The sequence below is a fragment of the Ruegeria sp. AB8 genome, assembly GCF_056542605.1.
The window spans coordinates 1-20,735 of record NZ_JBQGAB010000028.1; the positions used below are offsets into that span (position 1 = coordinate 1).

Annotated in this window: 14 protein-coding genes; 4 read left to right on the forward strand and 10 right to left on the reverse strand. The window is 57.8% G+C overall.

Translation table 11 applies throughout. The features are described from left to right. Positions 1–38: 38 nt before the first annotated feature. Positions 39–2,210: a CoA transferase gene (locus ACR0CG_RS20830; RefSeq protein ID WP_480527254.1), complete on the reverse strand. Its 2,172-nt coding sequence runs from the start codon at positions 2,208–2,210 to the stop codon at positions 39–41. A 117-nt stretch (positions 2,211–2,327) separates the two neighbouring features. Here ACR0CG_RS20830 and ACR0CG_RS20835 point away from each other — a divergent pair, with 117 nt between their 5' ends. Next, entirely contained in the window at positions 2,328–3,266 is a 939-nt protein-coding gene (locus ACR0CG_RS20835) for a GlxA family transcriptional regulator (protein ID WP_480527255.1), read from the forward strand. A 19-nt stretch (positions 3,267–3,285) separates the two neighbouring features. On the opposite strand, the gene ACR0CG_RS20840 is transcribed toward ACR0CG_RS20835, so the two are convergent. The 3 genes from ACR0CG_RS20840 to ACR0CG_RS20850 all read right to left on the reverse strand — a co-directional run bounded on the left by ACR0CG_RS20840 (position 3,286) and on the right by ACR0CG_RS20850 (position 5,406). Next, positions 3,286–4,587: an aspartate aminotransferase family protein gene (locus ACR0CG_RS20840; RefSeq protein ID WP_480527257.1), complete on the reverse strand. Its 1,302-nt coding sequence runs from the start codon at positions 4,585–4,587 to the stop codon at positions 3,286–3,288. Positions 4,588–4,603: 16 nt separating this feature from the next. Beyond that, complete coding sequence (locus ACR0CG_RS20845) at positions 4,604–4,756, reverse strand: hypothetical protein (RefSeq protein WP_170612238.1); 153 nt, start codon at positions 4,754–4,756, stop codon at positions 4,604–4,606. Positions 4,757–4,950: 194 nt separating this feature from the next. Next, positions 4,951–5,406 carry an Lrp/AsnC family transcriptional regulator gene (locus ACR0CG_RS20850; RefSeq protein WP_170805871.1) on the reverse strand — a complete coding sequence of 152 codons (456 nt, stop codon included), beginning with the start codon at positions 5,404–5,406 and terminating at the stop codon, positions 4,951–4,953. A 116-nt stretch (positions 5,407–5,522) separates the two neighbouring features. Here ACR0CG_RS20850 and ACR0CG_RS20855 point away from each other — a divergent pair, with 116 nt between their 5' ends. Beyond that, entirely contained in the window at positions 5,523–6,722 is a 1,200-nt protein-coding gene (locus tag ACR0CG_RS20855) for a methionine gamma-lyase (RefSeq protein WP_480527259.1), read from the forward strand. 14 nt (positions 6,723–6,736) lie between these two features. Next, the gene (locus tag ACR0CG_RS20860) at positions 6,737–9,130 is read left to right on the forward strand and encodes a 1-deoxy-D-xylulose-5-phosphate synthase N-terminal domain-containing protein (protein WP_480527261.1); all 2,394 of its coding nucleotides are present in this window, start codon (positions 6,737–6,739) and stop codon (positions 9,128–9,130) included. 240 nt (positions 9,131–9,370) lie between these two features. Here the strand turns inward: ACR0CG_RS20860 and ACR0CG_RS20865 are convergent, their stop codons facing one another. Next, positions 9,371–10,276 (reverse strand): LysR family transcriptional regulator, encoded by a 906-nt coding sequence (locus ACR0CG_RS20865; RefSeq protein ID WP_480527263.1) that lies wholly within the window; start codon positions 10,274–10,276, stop codon positions 9,371–9,373. Positions 10,277–10,377: 101 nt separating this feature from the next. Here ACR0CG_RS20865 and ACR0CG_RS20870 point away from each other — a divergent pair, with 101 nt between their 5' ends. Continuing rightward, entirely contained in the window at positions 10,378–11,568 is a 1,191-nt protein-coding gene (locus tag ACR0CG_RS20870) for an NADH:flavin oxidoreductase/NADH oxidase family protein (RefSeq protein ID WP_480527265.1), read from the forward strand. Between the two features lie 204 nt (positions 11,569–11,772). On the opposite strand, the gene ACR0CG_RS20875 is transcribed toward ACR0CG_RS20870, so the two are convergent. The 5 genes from ACR0CG_RS20875 to ACR0CG_RS20895 all read right to left on the reverse strand — a co-directional run bounded on the left by ACR0CG_RS20875 (position 11,773) and on the right by ACR0CG_RS20895 (position 20,693). Continuing rightward, a complete protein-coding gene (locus ACR0CG_RS20875) occupies positions 11,773–12,798 on the reverse strand; it encodes an adenylate/guanylate cyclase domain-containing protein (protein ID WP_480527267.1) in 1,026 nt (341 codons plus the stop codon). Next, positions 12,791–13,132, reverse strand: a complete 342-nt coding sequence (locus ACR0CG_RS20880) for an Hpt domain-containing protein (protein ID WP_480527269.1) — start codon at positions 13,130–13,132, stop codon at positions 12,791–12,793. Before ACR0CG_RS20880 ends, ACR0CG_RS20875 begins: the two co-directional genes overlap by 8 nt. A 3-nt stretch (positions 13,133–13,135) precedes the next feature. Beyond that, positions 13,136–19,606, reverse strand: a complete 6,471-nt coding sequence (locus tag ACR0CG_RS20885; RefSeq protein ID WP_480527270.1) for a GAF domain-containing protein — start codon at positions 19,604–19,606, stop codon at positions 13,136–13,138. 380 nt (positions 19,607–19,986) lie between these two features. Further along, positions 19,987–20,388 (reverse strand): VOC family protein, encoded by a 402-nt coding sequence (locus ACR0CG_RS20890; protein WP_480527272.1) that lies wholly within the window; start codon positions 20,386–20,388, stop codon positions 19,987–19,989. Further along, entirely contained in the window at positions 20,385–20,693 is a 309-nt protein-coding gene (locus tag ACR0CG_RS20895) for a metalloregulator ArsR/SmtB family transcription factor (protein WP_170612450.1), read from the reverse strand. The genes ACR0CG_RS20890 and ACR0CG_RS20895 overlap by 4 nt, the downstream gene beginning before the upstream one ends. Between the last annotated feature and the right edge of the window lie 42 nt (positions 20,694–20,735).

Sequence of the window (20,735 nt, forward strand, 5' to 3'; positions counted from 1 at the left end):
GGGGTGGCTCCTTTCAAAAGCAGACTTTGACACCTGCACTATGGCGCATTGCGACGCCGGTTGAAGCAGGAGCCATCCACCCCATCAGCTTTCCAAAAGGCCACGGGACGTTCGCGGAAGCGCGATGCCAGGCCGGCCTGCACTTCACACTCCGATAGATTGGCAAGGTCAGCAAGTTTGGGGATATTCGTCAAAGCCTTCTCTTGCTCGGTTGGAGCGGCGAAGAACATCCAGCCGTCCGCTGCTTTATAGCAATGATAGAACGGCCCCCAGCCCAGCGCCTGACGCCCCGAAGGTTCGTCAAACGACGCCCGCCCGTCATAATCATACATGAACTGGGCCTGAATCAGGTTGCCCGCAGCCGCCAGCGAGGCGCGCGCAATGCCGCCCTCTCCTGTCTGGTCCAGCCGCGTCAGCGCCCCGCCAAGCGCCACGCAGGCACAGTACCCGGTCAAAACGTCGATCGTGCCGAAATGCGCGTGCTCTTCCGGCGTTTCCATGCCGCCGCCAAAACGCACCATGACACCGGTGGCCGCCTGGGCCAAATCGTCATAGCCAAGGTGGTTGGACTTCGGCCCGATCTTCGGCCCACCAAATGCGTCCAGCTGAACCAGGATCAGCTTCGGATTGATGCTTTTTAATCGGTCCGGCGACAACCCCAGCGCATCGCGCTGCGCATCGGTGCCGTTCATGGTGATGACGTCGGATTCAGCGATCAGGCGCGCCAGAGCCTCTTGCCCTTCGTCGCTGCGCAGGTTCAAAAGAATGCTCTTCTTGCCGCGATGCGCGTGCATGCCAAAGACAACCGCATTCCAGGGGTCTACCGACGGATCGACCGGTTGTACCAAAGTGACTTCGGCACCGAACCGTGCAAGGGTCGAGCCGATGGTGGGGCCGGCGATGACATTGGTCAGGTCCAGAACCTTCAGCCCGTCCAGCCAGCCCTGTCCGGCGGGGTCAGTGACCGCCGAGGCCCGGGGCGCTTCGGACAGAAGCGCGGCAAGATCGGCAGGCTTGGCCGCGTGCTTGACCCGAGCCTCGGCATCTTCTGCCAGCCACGCGACATTGCCCATCTGACGCATCCTGCCGTGCACGGGATGTTCGACTTCCAGCACAAGGCCCGAAGCCAGCGCGTGCGGATCATTCAGCCATTCCTGTGAGGATCGCTGGGCCGTTGCCGGTGCTTTCGATGCCCCAAACAGCGCCTCCCACTCGTGGGCCGGACGGGTCAGAAAGGCCTCTTTCATCGCGGTGGATACGCGGGCGCGGTCCGAAACGCCGACCGGATAGTTGCGTGAAGACCATTCCGCGGGCCAGTCTTTCTGATCCAGATAGGCGTCGAAGTCCGGCAGGCTTTCAACCACATCGCCAAGCCCAAGCGTTCGAAGCGCGCGTTCAGGATGGCCCTTGATGCTGCATGCCACAACATAAAAACCCCGGCCGTCTGCGCAGGGGTAGGTCCGGTAGAACGGGTCGAGGAATTCCGACAATTCCGAAAACTCCAGATTCAGCGGCAGACCTTCTGCCGCGCGCCGTTCCAGTTCAACCTCGCGCGGGGATTTGTAGCGATCCGGATAGTCCTCGATTTGCTGACAATTGTAGACCAGCCCCTCCAGGAGGGCCGAGGCCAGCGGAACCTCGATATGATCCCCGCCATTTCTGCCCCGCGCGCGAAGTGCAAACAGCACCGACATGGCACCAAACGTCGCCCCGTAGGCCGAAGCCAGCCCCAGCGGAGTGAAGGATGGGTTGATCCCCATCAGCCGGCGGTTCAGGCCCATATCCGTGAACTGCCCTGTGCGCGCAGCGATCACTGCCTCCCACGCTGCAATATCGGCCAGTTCCGGATCGGTTGAGGCAAAGCCGGGCATCGATAGTGAAACAACGGCGGGATTTGCCTGCCGCAGGGCGTCCGGTCCCAGACCAAGACGTTTCATCACACCCGGCCGGAAATTGTCGATGACAACATCGGCGCGCTGAACAAGTTGCAGAGCTGTCTGAAGACCGCCTGGCGATTTAAGGTCCAATTCCAGGTTGGATTTTCCACGTGACAGCATATCCGATGCGGGTGATTTCAGGCGCGGTCCGCCCGGAGGATCAATGCGGATCACATCCGCCCCCATATCGGCCAACATCATCCCGACCAGCGGCCCGGCCAGATATTGGCCGAAATCAAGAACCCGAATGTTCGAAAGCGGTCGGTCGCGCATGGTGGTCAGGCCCTTTTGCCGGTGTGGTTGGTTCGACTGCAAATTGGGGAAAGCGTAGTCTTGAATTTTCTGCGGGTGTTGTCCTAATTTGCCAAAAAACATCCCTAATCGGACGAAATGCTGGCACTCAAAATCAACGTCCTGCTGTTTGACAAGTTTTCCAACATGCTGCTGGCCTGCCTGTTGGAGCCGCTGCGCGTTGTTCGGGATCAGACCGGCGCCGACATCCACTGGTCTATTGTGACGCCTGACGACGATGCAGTTCGCAGCTCCAGTGGTCTGCGTCTTTCGCCGGACGTCACTTTGGTTGACGCGGGCGCCTGCGATCTGTTGATGGTGGTCGGCGGAGACGAGTTCAGGCAGAACGCCTCGAAGCCGGCCAGCAGAAAATGCGTCGCGCTGACCAGACAGGCGGAGACGGTCATCGGGGCGGACATCGGAGCGTGGTTTCTTGCTTCCTGGGGATTGCTGGACGGGCGTCGGGCAACCCTGCACTGGCAAACGCTGACTGAGTTTTCGGAGGCGTTTCCAAATGTCGAGACCCTGCCGGACAGATTTGTCCGCGACGGTCCGATCTGGACCTGCGGCGGCGCGTCGACGGCCATGGATTTGATGATCGCCCTGATTTCGGAACGATACGGTGACGCGCTGGCGCATGATGCAGCCAGCATGTTCCTGCATGACGGTGCGCGGTTCGATGGGCTTGGACACAGCGCCATGCAACCCAAAGGGTCGGAAAACCTGCGGCGCTGCATTTCCATAATGGCAGAAAATGACGAGGCTCCGATGCAAATCGTGGACCTCGCGCGGCGGGCCAACCTTTCGGTTCGGTCCATCTCGCGCATCTTTGTCAAAGAGCTTGGGATGCCGCCCCAACGCTATTACCAGTTGATGCGCCTGTCGCGCGCCCGCGACCTGGTTGCGCACACGAACCTTGTTCTGGACGAGGTTGCGATGCGCTGTGGCTATTCCTCCGCACAGTCTTTGTCCAAGGCGTTTTCACGGCAGTTCGGCGTCAGCATCGGATCGACGCGCAAGCACAAGCAAATGTGGTGATCTGCCCGGTACGGTGACGCTACTGCGTCTCGTTGAGAACCGGTTCGATCTCTTCCAGTGCGCGGTCGAACGCATTCAGGGTGTCCGTGACATCATCGTCACTATGCGCGGCCGATGTTACGGCGCTCATCGCGGACATCAGGTCAACGCCGTTGCGGTTCAGAGCATCCTGTAGCCCCGCGACCAGCTTGGGTGCGGGTCCGCGAATGGTCGCGGCGGGTATCCCGTCCATCGACCCTTCGTGCGGCCCGAACCAGAGGTGGAACGTCGAGCTTTCGCCATAGCACAACCCTTCGATGCCGTGTTTGGAGAACAGCGCGTTCACGCCACTCCGAATATCCGCTGCGATCCTGTCCGCATGGCCCTGGGCCGAACCATCCGCCAAAAGGTCCATCATCACCGATCCGGTTGCGGCCACGATGGGCGCTCCGTTGAAGGTTCCCTGGTGCAGCACCGCCGGTGTGTGTCCCCGGGCCGTGACGGACGGGTCGAGCATCGCCATGACCTCGGCCGTGCCGCCGACGGCACCTCCCGGCATACCGCCGGTGACGATCTTGGCCATGGTCGTCAGGTCGGGCGTGGTTCCGGCCAGCGCCTGACGCCCACCTGAGGACCAGCGGAAGCCAGTGATGATCTCGTCCAGGATCAGCAGGCCGCCATTTCGATGCGCGGCGGATTGGGCGGCTCCCAGAACCGCCTGCGCCATCGGCACTGCGCCGTAATTGGCGCCCGAGGCTTCGATAATCACCGCAGCATAGTCCTTGGTGGCGAGCATCCTGTTCAACATGTCCGCATCAGGCGGGCAGATGTCGGTCAGCGCTGCGACGGCTGCGGGAACGCCCAGCGATGGCGGCACATCCGATCCCGGTTTTGACCCCTTCAGAACGTGATCATGCCAGCCATGGTAATGCCCGTCCACGCGAAGGATCTTGTCACGGCCGGTGAAGGCGCGTGCGATGCGCAGGGCCAGCATCGTTGCTTCGGTTCCGGACGCGGTGAAGCGGACCCGCTCTACCGACGGAATCAGATCGCAGATCTTGCGTGACCAGTCGACCTCGATCGGGTTGCAGTCAGCCGCAAAGATCGCTTGCGTCGCTTGCGCCTGCAGGGCTTTGACAATTTCGGGGTGGCAATGGCCCATCATCTGGCTGGCCGCACCCATCTTGAAATCGATATATCGATTGCCATCAGCGTCCCACTTATGCGCGCCCAGCGCACGGGTGATATAGATCGGGTTCGGCAAGCGCCAGCGATAGCGGTGCGAGATGCCCCCGGGCATCGATTGTCGGGCTTGCTGAAACAGGTCGCTGGATTTGGTCATCTGTCCTTCTTGCCCTTCACCAAATTTGCCCGCCGCGGGCCGAGTGGCCCCGGCTGTCAGCACGTTTCTTTCCAGCAGCGTCGGCCCGCGCGGCCTCAGCCAGATGCCGCGATGTCGAACAATCGACTGCGCCCGCACCAAAGATCGCATCGCGCATGTGACCAGCCACGCCACCCTCCTGCTTTTCAGCCACTCTGGCGACAAGGAAACAATCGGGCAAGACGACTTTTCGGTAACGGGTTCTCCGGCCTTCCGGTGCTGCAGAACGGACCAGGCAGGCTTGGCTTACAAAGCCCTTGGCCACAGAGCCCGATGTGAGGCGCGTGCATCTACGTGGGCGCGAAACGGACAGAGCGTTGCCGATCAGGTGGATGGGAAAACGGCTGTTTTCTTTACCGTTCCATAGACAAAGCTGGTATCGATGGAGGCGATACCGCCAATCGGGTGTATGCGATTGCGGATAAAGTCTTCGTAAGCCTCGAGATCCGAAACAAGAACGCGCAACTGATAGTCCATGGCGCCGGTCAGCACGTGGCATTCGAGAACTTCCTCGATCATCCGAATCCGACCTTCAAAATTCTGGACATCCGTTTCGTTGTGCCGCTCCAGCCGGATACGCACAAAGACGGTAATGGCCATCCCATATGCGGCGGCGTCCACATCTGCGCTGTATCCCTTGATGATCCCACTGGCCTCAAGGTTCTTGACCCGGCGCAGGCAGGGCGACGGCGAGAGGCTGACCGCATCCGCAAGATCCTGATTGGTCATGCGCCCATCCCGTTGGAGGGCACGGATGATCTGTCTGTCCTTGGCGTCCATTTTCCTTCCTACGATTGGCAGATCCTGCCAATTTTGACCTCTATGTTGGTATAATTCGCAACCCTTCACCCAAAGTAAAGGCGCAAACTGGCTTCAACTGGAATCAGGAGTTTGTCATGACCCGCTCAACCGGCTTTGCTACCCGCGCCATCCACCATGCTTACAACCCGTTGGAAAATGACGGCGCGCTGACCCCGCCGCTGCATTTGACCTCGACCTTTTCCTTCGAAACGGCCGAGGCCGGCGGCGAGATGTTCGCAGGTGAACGCCAAGGCCATATCTACAGCCGTATTTCGAACCCCACATGCGATCTTCTGGAACGCCGGATTGCGGTGCTCGAAGGGGCTGAGGCCGGGCTGGCCCTTTCCAGCGGCATGGGTGCCATTACCGCAGTGCTTTGGACCCTGCTCTCGCCAGGCGACGAAGTTATCGTCGACAAGACACTCTATGGCTGCACCTTTGCGTTCATGCGCCACGGGTTGGCGAAATGGGGCGTCACGATCACGCATGTCGATATGACGGACCCTGAAAACCTGCGTGCCGCTGTGTCGGACAAAACGCGTGTGGTCTATTTTGAAACGCCGGCAAACCCGAATATGCGGCTTGTGGACATTGCCGCCCATTCAAAGATCGCACACACGGTCGGCGCAAAGGTCGTGGTCGACAACACTTATGCCAGCCCATATCTGACCCGACCGATTGAACACGGTGCCGACATCGTTCTGCATTCCGCCACCAAATACCTTGGCGGGCACGGAGACGTGGTTGCTGGCCTGGTCGTGGGCTCGGCGGAACAGATTGCCGAGATCCGCCTGGTCGGGATGAAGGACATGACCGGCGCGGTGATGGCGCCCTTCAACGCGATGCTGATCCTGCGAGGGCTGAAGACCCTGAATTTGCGGATGGACCGCCACTGCGCATCGGCTGAAGTTGTCGCTGAATATCTCGAGGCCCACCCCGCTGTCGGTGACGTATCTTTCCCTGGTCTCAAGAGTTTTGCCCAACATGATGTTGCGCAGCGCCAGATGTCGCAGCCCGGAGCCATGATTGCGTTTGAAATCAAATCCGGCCTGTCCGGCGGGATCGAATTCATGAACCGACTGACCATGATCCAGCGCGCAGTCTCGCTGGGTGATGCGGAAACCCTGATCCAGCACCCGGCCTCGATGACCCATTCGACATACACCCCGGAAGAGCGGGCCGAGCATGGAATCAGCGATGGCCTTATCCGCCTGTCAGTTGGGCTTGAAGACGTCGAAGACATCCTTGCAGACCTGGAGCAGGCTTTGCCCTACCCTGCCCGCAGCGCCGCCTGAACCCGGAGACCGCCATGCACATTGATCCCACCCAGTTGAAAATCGTTGAACAACGCCTGCTGTGGTTGTCGCATTGGATGATCCACCATGCCAACCATGTCCGACCAAAGGTGGATGGGATCAAGATCGGTGGCCATCAGGCTTCGTCCGCCTCGATGGTATCGATCATGACGGCGCTCTATTTCTCGGCCCTGCGGCCGGAGGACAGAGTCGCCGTCAAACCCCACGCGTCGCCGGTCTTTCACGCGATGCAGTACCTCATGGGCAACCAGACCCGCGAGAAAATAGAAAACTTGCGCGGATTTGGTGGTGTTCAGAGCTACCCCAGCCGAACCAAGGATATCGATGACGTAGACTTCTCGACCGGGTCAGTGGGCCTGGGTGTCGCAATCACCTCGTTTGCCTCGATCATTCAGGATTACATCAAGGCCAAAAGCTGGGGCGCAGACGCCCCATTGGGTCGCATGGTTGCACTGGTCGGCGATGCCGAGTTGGACGAAGGCAATATCTACGAGGCGTTGCAGGAAGGGTGGAAGAACGACCTGCGCAACACCTGGTGGATCATCGACTACAATCGCCAGTCGCTGGATGGGATCGTACGCGAAGGGCTGTTCGAGCGGATCGAGAAGATCTTTGATGCTTTTGGCTGGGATGTCGTACGCGTGAAATACGGCGTCCTGCAATGCGCTGCATTCGAAGAGCCCGGCGGGGACCGGCTGCGGAACTGGATCGACGCCTGCCCCAATCAGGATTATTCGGCCCTGACGTTCATGGGCGGCGCGGTGTGGCGCCAGCGCCTGATGGACGATCTGGGCGATCAGGGAGACGTCACGGCGCTGATCGAACGGCGCACGGACGCGGAACTGGCGGCCTTGATGGAAAACCTCGGTGGCAACTGCGTCGAGACCATGTCCCGGACATTTGCCGCGATCGACCATGATCGCCCGACTTGCTTTCTAGCCTATACGGTAAAGGGCTGGGGCACGCCCATTGCCGGTCACAAGGACAACCACGGCGGGTTGATGAACAACAGTCAGTTTGCCGCGTGGCAGGCCCATATGGGCGTGCTTGAGGGTGAGGAATGGAATCCGCTCGCTGCAGTTGAGGACCCTGAAGCCCTGAAAGACTTCCTGTCCAAAACGCCATTCTTTGCCAAAGGTCCTCGGCGCTATCTTGATGACAAGCTGGATGTGCCGCCAATAGGGATCGACACCAGCCGTGAGATTTCAACCCAGATGGCTTTCGGCAAGATTCTGGACGCCTTGTCCAAGGGCGACAGCCAACTGGCCGAACGCATTGTGACAACGTCGCCTGACGTAACCGGCACCACCAATCTTGGGCCATGGGTGAACCGTCGCAAGCTTTTCGCGCGTTCCGAACAGACCGACGCCTTTGTCGAACATCGTATCCCCTCGACGGCCAAATGGGAGTTCACGCCGGAAGGGCAGCATATCGAGCTCGGGATCGCTGAAATGAATCTGATGCTGTTGCTGGGCGCGGCGGGTCTTTCGCATTCCCTGTTTGGAAAGCGGCTGATCCCGATTGGAACGGTTTATGACCCCTTTGTCTGCCGCGGACTCGATGCATTGAACTATGCCTGCTACCAGGACGCGCGCTTCATACTGGTGGGCACGCCGTCGGGGGTTACACTGGCTCCGGAAGGTGGGGCGCACCAGTCCGTCGGCACCCCCCTGATCGGGATGAGCCAGGATGGGTTGGCCGCATTTGAACCCGCCTTTGCCGACGAGTTGGCGGTGATCATGGAATGGGCCTTCGACTACATCCAGCGCGACGGCGAGGGACAACCGGACGAGCGCACCTGGCTGCGTGATGAAACCGGAGGGTCGATCTACCTGCGCCTGACGACCAACCCGATCGAACAGCCCGGCAAACGCTTGGACGACGAATTCCGTCAGGGTGCGATCGATGGGGCCTATTGGCTACGCAAACCTGGGCCCAATTGCGAGGTCGTAATCGCCTATCAAGGGGCAATTGCACCAGAGGCGATCAAAGCCGCAGGAGCAATTGGTGAAGGCCGTCGGGACATCGGTGTTCTGGCCGTCACGTCCGCCGATCGGTTGAATGCCGGATGGACCGCCGCCCAACGGGCACGGTCACGCGGAAACAAGGCGGCGCTGTCCCACATCGAAGCCCTGATGTCTGACCTTCCGCGTCACTGCAAACTGATCACGGTGATCGACGGGCATCCTGCGACCCTGTCCTGGCTGGGGTCCGTGCATGGACATCCGACGATTCCAATGGGTGTCGAGCACTTCGGTCAGACCGGCACGATCGGCGACCTCTATCGTCACCACTGCATTGACGCCGATGCCATCATCGAAAAGGTGAGCGGATTGACAGATGGGAAACCAATGCACCAACCGAGCATCGGCCTTGTTAGGGACTGACACCCTCTGATCGCAGCGTTTTGCAGGGTGAGGCCCCTTGGTCAAAGACGTCTCACCTCGGCGTGAAATTGCGACCCAAGTATTGCCGGTTTGATTTCGACCAGCTTGCGCCGATCCTTGCAATTCGGACCGGACCTCTGGGTCTTCTTCTTGATCCCGGAAACCATCTCCAATCCGACGGCAACCGGGCTGTTGCTGTTCGGAAATCAATTTGAAAAGGCCAGCCAAATTTTCAGCCTGCTATCCGTGACCGAATTCCTTGTCCGCGAAACCATCCACGAGGAAGTCAATCAGGGCCCGAACGCGCCGTGGCAGGAAGGGCATTTCCGGTCGCAGTACGAAGACCCCACCGCCGGCGCTAGGCTCCGCGTGATCCGACAGAACCGGACACAGGCGACCTGTGCGCAAGTCGTCGGATATCAGAAACTCCGGCAACCACGCTATGCCGCGTCCCGCACGGCACGCCGAACGGAGCGCTTCCAGACTATTGCAAGAAAACCCCGACCCGAGCCGCGACATGCCGCCACCCGTTCGTTTGAAGCCCCAATCCGACAGATGTTTTTCCGGCCCGAGGCGCAGGCATCTGTGCGCAGTCAGGTCCTCGGGTTCCAGCGGAACTCCGCTCCGCTCAAGATAACCGGGCGCGGCACATGGGATCCGCTGATTGTCCATCAGTTTCCGTGACACGAAGGACGAGTCCGGCAAGACGCCGCTGCGGATCGCGAGATCGAAGCCGTCGCCCACCAGATCAATGATCTTGTCCGTCAGCAACAGCTCGATTTCGACTTCGGGATTAAGCCCCATGAATTCGATCACCAGTGGGACAACATGTAATTGGCCAAGAGCCGCCGAGCTTGTCACACGGATCACACCGCGCAGGTTGCCGGCATCATCGGCAATGTCCTCTTCCAAGGCTGTCAGGCGGGCAAGAAGATCCCTCGCTTCCTCTACATATCGTTGTCCGGCCTCCGTCAATGCCATGCGCCGGGTCGAGCGGACAAGAAGCGGCACCCGCAACCTCTGCTCCAACAGGTGCACCCGTTTGCCCACCGCAGACGGGGTGTACCCCAACACGCGGGCTGCGGCCGAAAAACTGCCGTGGTCAACCACGGCCAGAAGGATTTCCAGTTCCGTTTTTTGCGGCATCTATTCCAAAAACTATTAAAAGTTGATCCAAGATACCGGATTATCGGCACATACTTTCCAAATTATCTATGGTGGAGGCCAATAAACCAAGGAGAAATACCTTGCCCATCGCTTCGAACACCTCCCTTTTTAGCCCGCTCACCCTGCCGAACGGGCGTGTCTTGAAGAACCGGATCGTCAAATCGGCCATGTCGGATTCGCTGGCGGATGGCCGGGGCAACCCGACCGCTGCCCAGATGCGTCTCTATGAACGCTGGGCCGAGGGTGGTTTGGCGGCGTCGATCATCGGTGAAGTGCAGGGGGATCCGCGTTACCCCGAAAAACCGGGTAATCTCGTGCTCGACGAGGCGGCCGATATGGCGGCTTTCCGGGATCTGGCCCGCCGTGGCTCGGTCAACGGGGCACAGCTTTGGCTGCAACTTGGCCACGCCGGGGCGCTCACGCATCGACCGATCGGTCATCCTAAAGGCCCAAGCGCAATCGATTTCCCTGATTTCAGTAGCGAAGAGATGTCGCTTTCCGAGATCAGGACCATTCTAGAGAGTTTTGCCCGCACAGCCCGTCGGTCTGCCGATCTGGGGTTTGGCGGTGTCCAGATCCATGCAGCGCACGGATTTTTGTTGAGCCAGTTCCTCTCCCCCCTCTTCAACCGTCGAACGGATGCCTATGGTGGCCCGATCCACGCGCGGATGCGGTTGCTGATCGAAACCGTTGAGTCTGTGCGCTCTGCGGTGCCGTCTGATTTCACAGTCGCGGTCAAACTGAACGCCACTGACCAGCTTGACGGCGGACTGACGGAACAAGACGCGCTCAGGGTGGTTGCCGGGTTGGACGGCAAAGGCGTCGATCTGCTGGACATCAGCGGCGGGACCTATTTTCCCGGCGCGCCATCTAGTTCCGAACGGTCAACCAAAGGTCCCTACTTCCTCGACTTCGCGCGCGCCGCACGGCGGTTGACCAAGACCCCACTCATGGTGACCGGAGGGTTCAAGCATCGATCAGAAGCAGACGCCGCAGTCAAATCAGGGGATGTGGATGCGGTCGGCATAGCACGCGGTTTCATCCTGGACCCTGATTTGCCCAGCACTTGGCAGGCTGGGAAGAGGGACCCGGTCTTCCCTCGCTTCGCCACTTTGCCGCCGGGTGGGATGACCGCATGGTTCACAATGCGAATGACGGATTTTGGAGAAGATCGGGAAGGGCTGGTGGATCGGGATATTTTCCAGGCTATCGCCGAATATGAAAACCGCGACGATCAGCGTGTAGGGATTTGGAACGAGAAGTTTGTTTGACCCCCCTGCCTCCGAACACGCCAAACATAATCGACGAGGGCGTAGATACTGTCGTGGCTTCTTCGACGATCTATTCCGAAAAGCGCCAACATCGCAAAACCACTGTCTATCCGGAAGATGTTTTGGGAACTTCTATAATGTTGGCTTCACACCTCTGAAACCAATCAAAAAAAACGGACATTTGCCCCAGGTTTGCTCGACCCTTCAAAGCGCGTGAATGTCGAACGGATCAGAGAAACCTTTGATCTTCGTTCCGCCGAATGTCTTCTCCACATGGGCGCCTTCCAACAGCCCCAGTGTTTCCTGATCTATCAAAATTCGGCTACCGGTTCGCTGAGTTTCCGCTTCAAGACGGGCCGCAAGGTTTACGGTCGATCCGATGCAAGTATACGTCGCCCGGTTATCCGTGCCGGCATATCCGGCAACAACCTCGCCGGTTGCGATTCCGATGCCGATCTTCAACGCATCTTTCCCTTCCGCGCACCGTTCGAGATTTAGCATTTCGATCATGTTGTGCATCTCATGCCCCGCCGCCACGGCACTTTGCGCAGAGTTGGGCAGGGGTTGCGGAACCCCGAAAAGCGCCATCAAACCGTCGCCCAGCATCAGGCTGACAATGCCGCCATTGCTGGTCACAGCCTCGAACATCAAAGTGTAGAAGGTATTGAGCAGATCAATGGTTTCCTCCGGCGCTAGGTTTTCCGACAATGTCGTGAAGCCGCGGATATCGCAAAACAAAACCGACGCGTTGGCACGTTTTCCGCCGATGGCAAAGCCAGACGCTTGCAGGTCCTGGGCTACTTCGGTGGTTGCAAAGCGTTCAAGCAGACGTTTCTGTTCGTCCCGCAGTCTTTTCTTTTCGAGGCCACTGGAAACGCGTGCACTGAGAAGTGTCTTGTTGACCGGTTTCGGCAAGTAGTCTTCGGCCCCCAATTCAATGCAGCGCACCACATTGTCGAGCCCTTCGACAGATGAGGTCACAATCACCGGCAAATCGCGCAGGTCGGTGTCCGACTTGATCGCCTCCAGAACCTGGAACCCGTCCATTTCCGGCATTTCGATATCCAGAAGAAGCAGGTCGAAAGGCTGACTGGACAGCATCTCCATCGCAACCCGACCGTTTTCCGCCACCGAAGCCTGGTGACCCAAAAGCTCGACATTCCGGGACAACAGCAAGCGATTGACCTTGTTGTCGTCGACGATGAGCAGATGTCCGGGGGCGTCAGTCATCAATCAAGCTCCGAAGGGCCGCTGCTGCGGTGTTAAGGGCCACCTCCAACGCATTCGCATCCGTAAGATCGCCGGCCACGGGCGGCTTTCCAAGCTCGGCTTTCCTCGCCATCTCGGCAAGCGCCGTTGCACCAAATGTGTTTGCATTGGATTTGATGGAATGTGCGGCCCGACGGTATCTGTCGGCATCGGCCGCGCCCGCGGCTGCCTTCAATTCGCTTATCATTCCGGGGGCTTCGTCGAGAAAGGTGTTCACAAGCTCGGCAGCAAAGTCTTCGCCTGTCGCGTCTTTGAGTTCCATGAAGATTTCATGATCAATTGGGCTATCTGTCATGGATCACCTTCTTGTTCGGGGGGAGTTCAAAAGGGCTTCAATTAATACGGGGACTCGGATCGGTTTGGTGATGTAATCATCCATACCGGCGTCCAGACACATCTCGCGATCGCCCTGCATCGCGTTCGCAGTCATGGCAATTATGCGAGGACGGCTGCCATCGGGGAAAGCCTTGTTGATCCGGCGGGACGCCTCCAACCCGTCCATTTCGGGCATCTGCACATCCATGAACACGACGTCGTATGTTTGCCGGTTTACACTTTCAACGGCCTCAGCGCCGTTGCTGGCCAAATCCGCGCGATACCCCATCTGCTCCAACAGGCGGAGGGCGAGTTTCTGGTTCACCAAATTGTCTTCCGCCAGCAATATGCGCAGGGGGTGGCGCTTTGCCATATCGGGGTCTGTTTGGGGTTTGTCCGGGGGCTTGGCCGCTTTTATTTGCACCTTTTGGGTCGCAAACAATGTGACCAACGTATCGAATAGCTGCGATTGACGTAATGGTTTGGCAAGGTTGGCGGCAAACAACCCATCCTCAAGATCCATGTCGCGCTGGCCGAGTGAACTGAATAGGATCATCGGCAGTGCCGGCAGCTTTGTGCGGATCTTTCCTGCAAGTTCCTCACCATCCATTTCCGGCATATGCATGTCGAGGATAGCCAGATCGAACCGGTCGGTGTTGCCGAGCAGGCCCAGCGCTTCGGACGGAGTTTCACACGTCGTGGTTTGGGTGCCCCACTTCTCGGTTTGGAGAGCCAGGATTTTGCGATTGGTGGCGTTGTCGTCCACCATCAGAATACGCTTGCCCTCAAGCTCGGGCTGAACGCCAACCAGATTGCGAGATGATGACTTCACCGGCTTCGCCGCTTTGGCCCGGATCTTGAACACAAAGGTAGAACCACGCCCTTCGCCTTCGCTTTCCGCCCACATTGTCCCGCCCATAAGCTCTGCAAGACGCTTGGAGATCGCAAGACCCAGACCAGTGCCACCATATTTGCGGGTCGTTGAACTGTCTGCCTGGCTGAAAGATTGAAACAGACGGCGCATGCCCTTGTCAGACAGGCCTATTCCGGTGTCGCGAACTTTGAACGTGAGTTCCAACGCGCCCCGCTCCTTGGCTGATCGCTCAACGGACAGGACCACTTCGCCGCTTTCTGTGAACTTCACCGCGTTAGACAGAAGGTTCAGCAGAATTTGCCGCAGTCGGGTCAAGTCGGCGCTGATCGCCGGGGGCAGAGCGTCGTCGAACTCATAGGCCAAATCGAGCTGTTTTTCGGCAGCTTTGCCGCTGATCAAATCCAGCGCGCTTTCTATGCATTCACGCAAGTCGAACGGATGGTTCTCGATATCCATTTGCCCGGCCTCGATTTTTGAGAAATCGAGGATTTCGTTGATGATACCCAGTAGCGCATCCCCACTGTCGCGGATCGTATTGGCATAATCGCTCTGCTCCGCATCCAACTCGGTGTCCATCAAAAGCCCGCTCATTCCGATCACGGCGTTCATCGGGGTTCTGATTTCGTGGGACATGGTGGCCAGAAAAGCGCTTTTGGCTTCGTTTGCCTCTTCCGCGGCCTTGCGCGCTTGTTCAGCTTCTCGGAATAGGCGCACATTCTCAATTGCTATGACGGCCTGGTCGGCAAAAGATTCCGCCATGGCGATATCGTCATCCGAGAATGGCTTTTTCGTTTTCCTGATGAACACAAGGCCACCCAGGCAGGTGCCGGCACGCATCAACGGAACACCCAGGTAAGCCTCGGTTCCGTTTTCCTTATGCAGTTTCTTCGCCAATCTCGGCAGTTCATGTGATGAAAAGTCGGAAACATGCCGTGTTCTTCCCGACATTAATACCGATGACTGGAAATTGTCTTGTGGATCAAGCGGGTGACGGGACTGTCCGAAGTCGCGTATCAACCCGTGCGGTGAAGCCACGGCCACTTGCCACCAGGATGACTCATCGGCCAAGGTTGCAATCGCCATATCACACGAAACAAGCCGGGTCGCGGACTCTACGATCATCTCAAAAACAGGCGTTGTATCCGTAGGCGATTGGCTGATCACCCGCAGTACATCAGCACTCGCCGTCTGGCGTGCGAGCGCAGTTTGCGTGTCATTGAACAATTGAGAATTCTGGATCGCGATAATCGCCTGCGACGCGAATGTCTCCATTTGCTTGATTTGCTTTTCGTCAAAAGCAGCAGCCGTTCGGCTGCCCATGCTGATGACACCAATTGTGGCGCCGTCACGTATCAGAGGCACGGAAAGAACGGATCGATACCCTTCGAGGTTCGACTTCAGAACCGGATCATAAAGAGGGTCTGCCTGCGTATCCTCGACATAGTCGGCCTGTCCACGAAGAAGTGCACGCGCGGTCGCCGATGAGTTCCCCGGTTCAAAAGGGTGCGCCTTCAGAAACTCGGTAAATCCGTCTGACAGGTTGTGCCCTGCAAAGAAATGATACTTCCCGTCCTCTGGTTTCTTCAAGGCGACGAAGGCATCCTGAAGACGGCAGATACGGGACGAAACCGCCAGCAACGCTTCCAGCACGGGTTCCAATGCGTCAGGAGATCGGGAAATCACCTCGAGAACTTCAGTCGTGGCAGTCTGGTATTGCAAGGCCTCTTCGACTTCTGCGGTGCGCGCCTGCACTTCCTCGAAAAGCTGCGTGTTGTTGATGGCGATCAGTGCCTGAGACGCAAAGGTTTCCAAAAGGCTGATCTGTTTGTCGTTAAACGCCGAAGCCTGCCGGTGCGCCATGACGATGACCCCAAGCGTCAGACCGTTTTTGACAAGCGGAACGCCCAAAGTGGTCAGGTAATCGCCCATCTCGGCCGCTTGTTTCCATGTGTAAGTCGGATCGTTGCGCGTATCCTCGATGTAGACTGTTTTTCCATGCAACGCCGTTCGCCCGATGCACGAGCCTTCTTCGGGAGCTATGGGGTTGTCTGACAGGAACTTCAGAAACGCATCGCTCACGTTGTGGGACATGACCACCCGGTACAGCCCGTCGTCTGGGTCCCGCATCGCGAAGAATGCATATTCCGGTGAACATATGCGCGAAGAAACCTCGAGGATGGCATCCAGCACCGGCGGCAGATCGTTGGGCGAGCGGGAGATGACATCCAGCACTTCTGACGTGGCTGTCTGGTACTTCAGTGTCTCTTCCACTTCGGCCGTACGTGCCTGAACTTCTTCGAACAACTGGGTATTGTTGATCGCAATCACGGCCTGGGCCGCAAAAGTCTCTAATAGAGAGATCTGCTTTGAATTGAATGGCGCGACCTTGTCGTGGCAGAGAACGATCACGCCGACCACCACTTTGCCCTTGATCAGCGGGACACCTAGCAGCGAACGGTACTTTCCGATGCGAGCTGCCTCTTTCCATGCGTATTCGTCAGCTTCCGTGTCCTTGTAATAGACTGTTTCCCCTCGGGCTGCTGTTTGGCCAATTCCGCTCCCGTGACCGGCCGGAACAGGGTTGGCCTTCATGAACTTCATGAAAACACTGTCAAAATCGAGCATGATGTCCGTGTGGTAAAGGTTATCTTCCGGATTGAGGATCGAAATCGCAGCGTATTTTGGTTCGCAGATCCGGCTTGCGACCTTCAGGATTTCCTCAAGTACCGGCTCCAACTCGTTCGGAGAGCGCGATATGACCGACAACACGTCTGACGTGGCGGTCTGGTATTCCAGCGCTTGCTCTACTTCCGCAGTGCGTTTCTCAACCTCGCGGAATAGGTTCGCGTTTGTGATGGCGATAATGGCCTGGTCTGCGAAAGTTTGCAGCAATTGAATCTGTTTCTTGGAAAACCCGGAAACTTCCGGCGACCCGAGCGATAATACGCCCACGACCTTGCCGTTCTTGACCAACGGCACCCCAAGCAGTGATTTGTATTCACCGACGCCGCTTTCTTCCATCCATGTGTAGGACGGGTCCGCTTCGACATCTTCGATATAGATTGTGCGTTTGGACAGAATGGCCCGCCCGCTTACACCGCTCTCGCTGGGCGAAATAGGGTGCGATTTGACGTATTCCGCAAAAGCCGTGTCCTGAGTGAGTGTCGAGTGAACATGGAAGAGCCCGTCGTCCGGATCCAACATCGCAACATAGGCATCCTGCAACTCGCAGATGCGCGACGCCTCTTTGAGGATGGCATCGAGAACGGGGGACAACTCGTTTGGCGACGCCGAAATAACCCGCAGCACTTCAGATGTGGACGTCTGGTATTCCAGCGCTTGCGTAACTTCTGCGGTGCGGTCCTGGACCTCCCGAAACTGGCGAACATTCTCCATTGCTATCACGGCCTGGGCCGCAAAGGTCTGGACCAGTGCGACGTCGTCATCTGAGAACGGTGCAACTTCACGGCGATAGAGCACGATCACCCCAAGTCCGGTGCCGCCTTTCATCAACGGAACCGCAAGAACCGAGCGGGCTCCTTCGATCTCGACCATCTGAACCCGTTTCGGGTCGCGGTCCCGGTAATAAAGCGGATCATCGGCGATGTTGTCCCGACGAATGACCTGCCCATCGACCATGGGCCTGATTGCGATCAGTTCCGTACGTGTCAAAGGCTCGGTGAATTCCCTGAGCGCTTCATCAAAATCGGTTCTCGCGCCAATATTGGCCGGGATCGTCGCAAGCCCGCGTTCGTGATCAGCGACACACAAGAAGGCCAGCGGTGCCTTGCACAAACGGCTGGCATTTTCGAGAATGCTGTGGAAGACCGGCTTGTCGTCGTCGCGGCTGCGGCTGATGACTTCAAGGATTTCTCGCGACGCTTTCTCCCGCTCAAGCCGTTCCTGAACTTCGCGAAACTGGCGCGTGTTCTCGATGGCAATCACCGCGTGTCTGGCGAATTCATCGATTAGCTGCACATCAGGGTCGGCGAATGGACGCACCTCGCGGCGGCTGACCGCGATGGCCCCGATGGCCTGCCCCCCCTGCATCAACGGAACTGCGACGCGGGACCGAATGCCTTCTACCCCAACCATCGCAACCGCCGTTGGGTTGCCCGAGCGATAGTAATCTGTGTCAGCTATATCGTCGACGCGAACTACCTGACCTGTTCTTATCGCGATAGCGGCTGTAAACGAACCTTCGAGAGGCCACTCCGTTCCTATTTCAGCCCCTTCTTTTTGGTGACCCCAAGCCGCCACGAGCCTTCCGCAGGTTCCAGCAGAGTTTACCAGAATGAGTGCGGCCTGATCCGCACCACAAACCTGAGTGGCCTGCTGAAGAACCACCTCAAAGACCCGCGCATCGTCGTCCCGGCTTTTGCTGATCACTGTCAGAACTTCCCGCGTCGCCGTTTGGCGTTCCAACTGAGTATGCAGCTCTGTCATTTGGCGTGTATTGTCGATGGCGATGACAGCCTGAGCTGCAAAGCTCTCGACCAAAGCAATCTCGTCATCGGTGAAAGGGCGTACTTCGCGCCGATAAATCCCGATGACGCCAACCGGGTCGCCGTCCACTGAAATCAGAGGGACTGTCAGAAACGAGCGGACACCTTCATCATCAACCAACTGACGGCGCCAAGGGTCCCCGTTAATGTAATGGTCTGTCAGGCGTAAATCGACGTTGTGAATAACCCGCGCTTCCCGCACAGACTCGGCAATCTGAAGATTTGAGTCCAACGACCAGCGATCAACACCGACCTCGTACGTGGCCAATTGATCGCCGTAATGGGCGGCGTATTCTAGATGCGTTCCCGCTTCATTCAAAAGGCTCAGCGTCGCGACATCGGTTTCACACAGCCGGGCGGTATTTTCGAGGATCGTTTTAAAGACCGGAGCTTCATCCTCCCGAGAACGGCTTATTACCTCAAGCACTTCGCGCGTGGCGCCCTCGCGCGCCAGGCGAGTCTGCAATTCGCGGAATTGGCGAACATTCTCGATTGCGATCACGGCTTGCGCGGCGAATGTTTCCACCAGCCGAACCTGATCATCGGTGTATGGGCGCACTTCGTTGCGCGCCAACATCAAACACCCGATTGCCGCGCCATCCAGTTTCAATGGAACAAACAGATTGCTGCGGCATCCATGTGTGTCGACAATCAGCTTAAAACGCTCATCACCGGACTTGTGAAAGTCGGTATCTCCCATATCGACAACGCGTTTGGTCTCGCCGCTGAGAATGGTATCGGTCACAAGGGAATTGCCCGGCTCCATGGTGTACTTACCGTCGAGCCAGAGCTGTTGAATGTCCGGGTGCAGATTAACGCTGGCCACCAGTTGCTGAAGGGCATCCCCTTCTCGCCCCAGAACCAGACCGGCGAAGAAAGCGTCGCAGAGATCTTTTGCCAGCGTTACAATCAGATCGCAGACCGGCTGCACGTCATCCTTGGTCTCGGAGATTGCCTGCATAACCCGCGCAGTCGCTTCGAACCGCGCCTGCTGATCAGCGACGCTGAGCCCCTCACTTTGCGCGGATGACGACGCAGGACCTGCCGTCTCTCCTGATGGTCTTTTTTCACCCACGTGAGGTTAAGCTCCCCAGTCAACTCATGAAAATTACCAGGTTCGAGTTTAGAGAGCATGAGATAGAAGTCACTGAGTTTTCTTCGCGGGACCCGGAATCAGCGTTGCCCCGCAAACAGCCCAAGGCCACATGATCCGATCATTTCAGATGAGCCGTGCCAAAACACACATGACGAAGCGAGCTGCCGTCGGCACCTTTTGCAGGTGTTCTGTTAGCACTTCATTGAGAAATCTGGATTCAACAAAGAAGGTTTCTGGGACCTGTCGATGCGTGTGCTCGAAGTGCGCGCAATGCATTGCTTTGGCAACAGCGATCCCATCATCGTCGGGAGGGAGGTATTCCGTCTTTCGCGCCTATCGCAAACTGATCCGCACGAGCCTCAGGCGAAGGCGACGTCCTTCATTTGGATGAGCTGAATGAGATTTCCGCACGTGTCATCAAAAACAGCCATGTGAACTGCCCCAGCGTCCATCGGTTCGGTGACGAAATCCACACCCAGATCGCTCAGCCTCTTGTACTCAGCATCAAGGTCCCGGACCTGAAATGAATGCGCGGCGATACCGTCAGCAACAAGGGCTGCTTTGTAAGGCCCCACCGCCGGGTGGTCGCTTGGTTCAAGCAGCAACTCGGTCCCCTCGGGATCTTCCTTTGATACGACCGTCAACCAACGGTTTTCGCCCAATGAGATATTGTGCTTGACCTTGAACCCCAGGGTTTCAGTGTAAAATTTCTCAGCTTTGTCTTGGTCATCAACAAGGATGCTGGTGACGTAGATTTTCATGTCTTGGATCCGTTTGGTTTGTAATTTGTGAGCCATGATGCAGCCGCGATGTGCTCATCGCTAACGCGCAAGGAGTGCGTTTTTGTCCGGCCCTTCCATTCAACTTCGATCAAGCCTGCCTTCTCCAACACCGCCAGATGCTGGGAAACCGTCTGCCGGGACAACGCAACACCATCCTCCGCAACCGATGCGGCGCAAACTTCGAACAGCGACTGGGCAGGTTGCCTGCTCAGACGGTCGATGATGCGGCGGCGGGTGCTGTCGGAAAGTGCCTTGAAGATTAGGTCGAGCTGATCATCTTTCATGGCCTCAATATGCAGTAATATTACGGCATGTAAAGTGCAGCA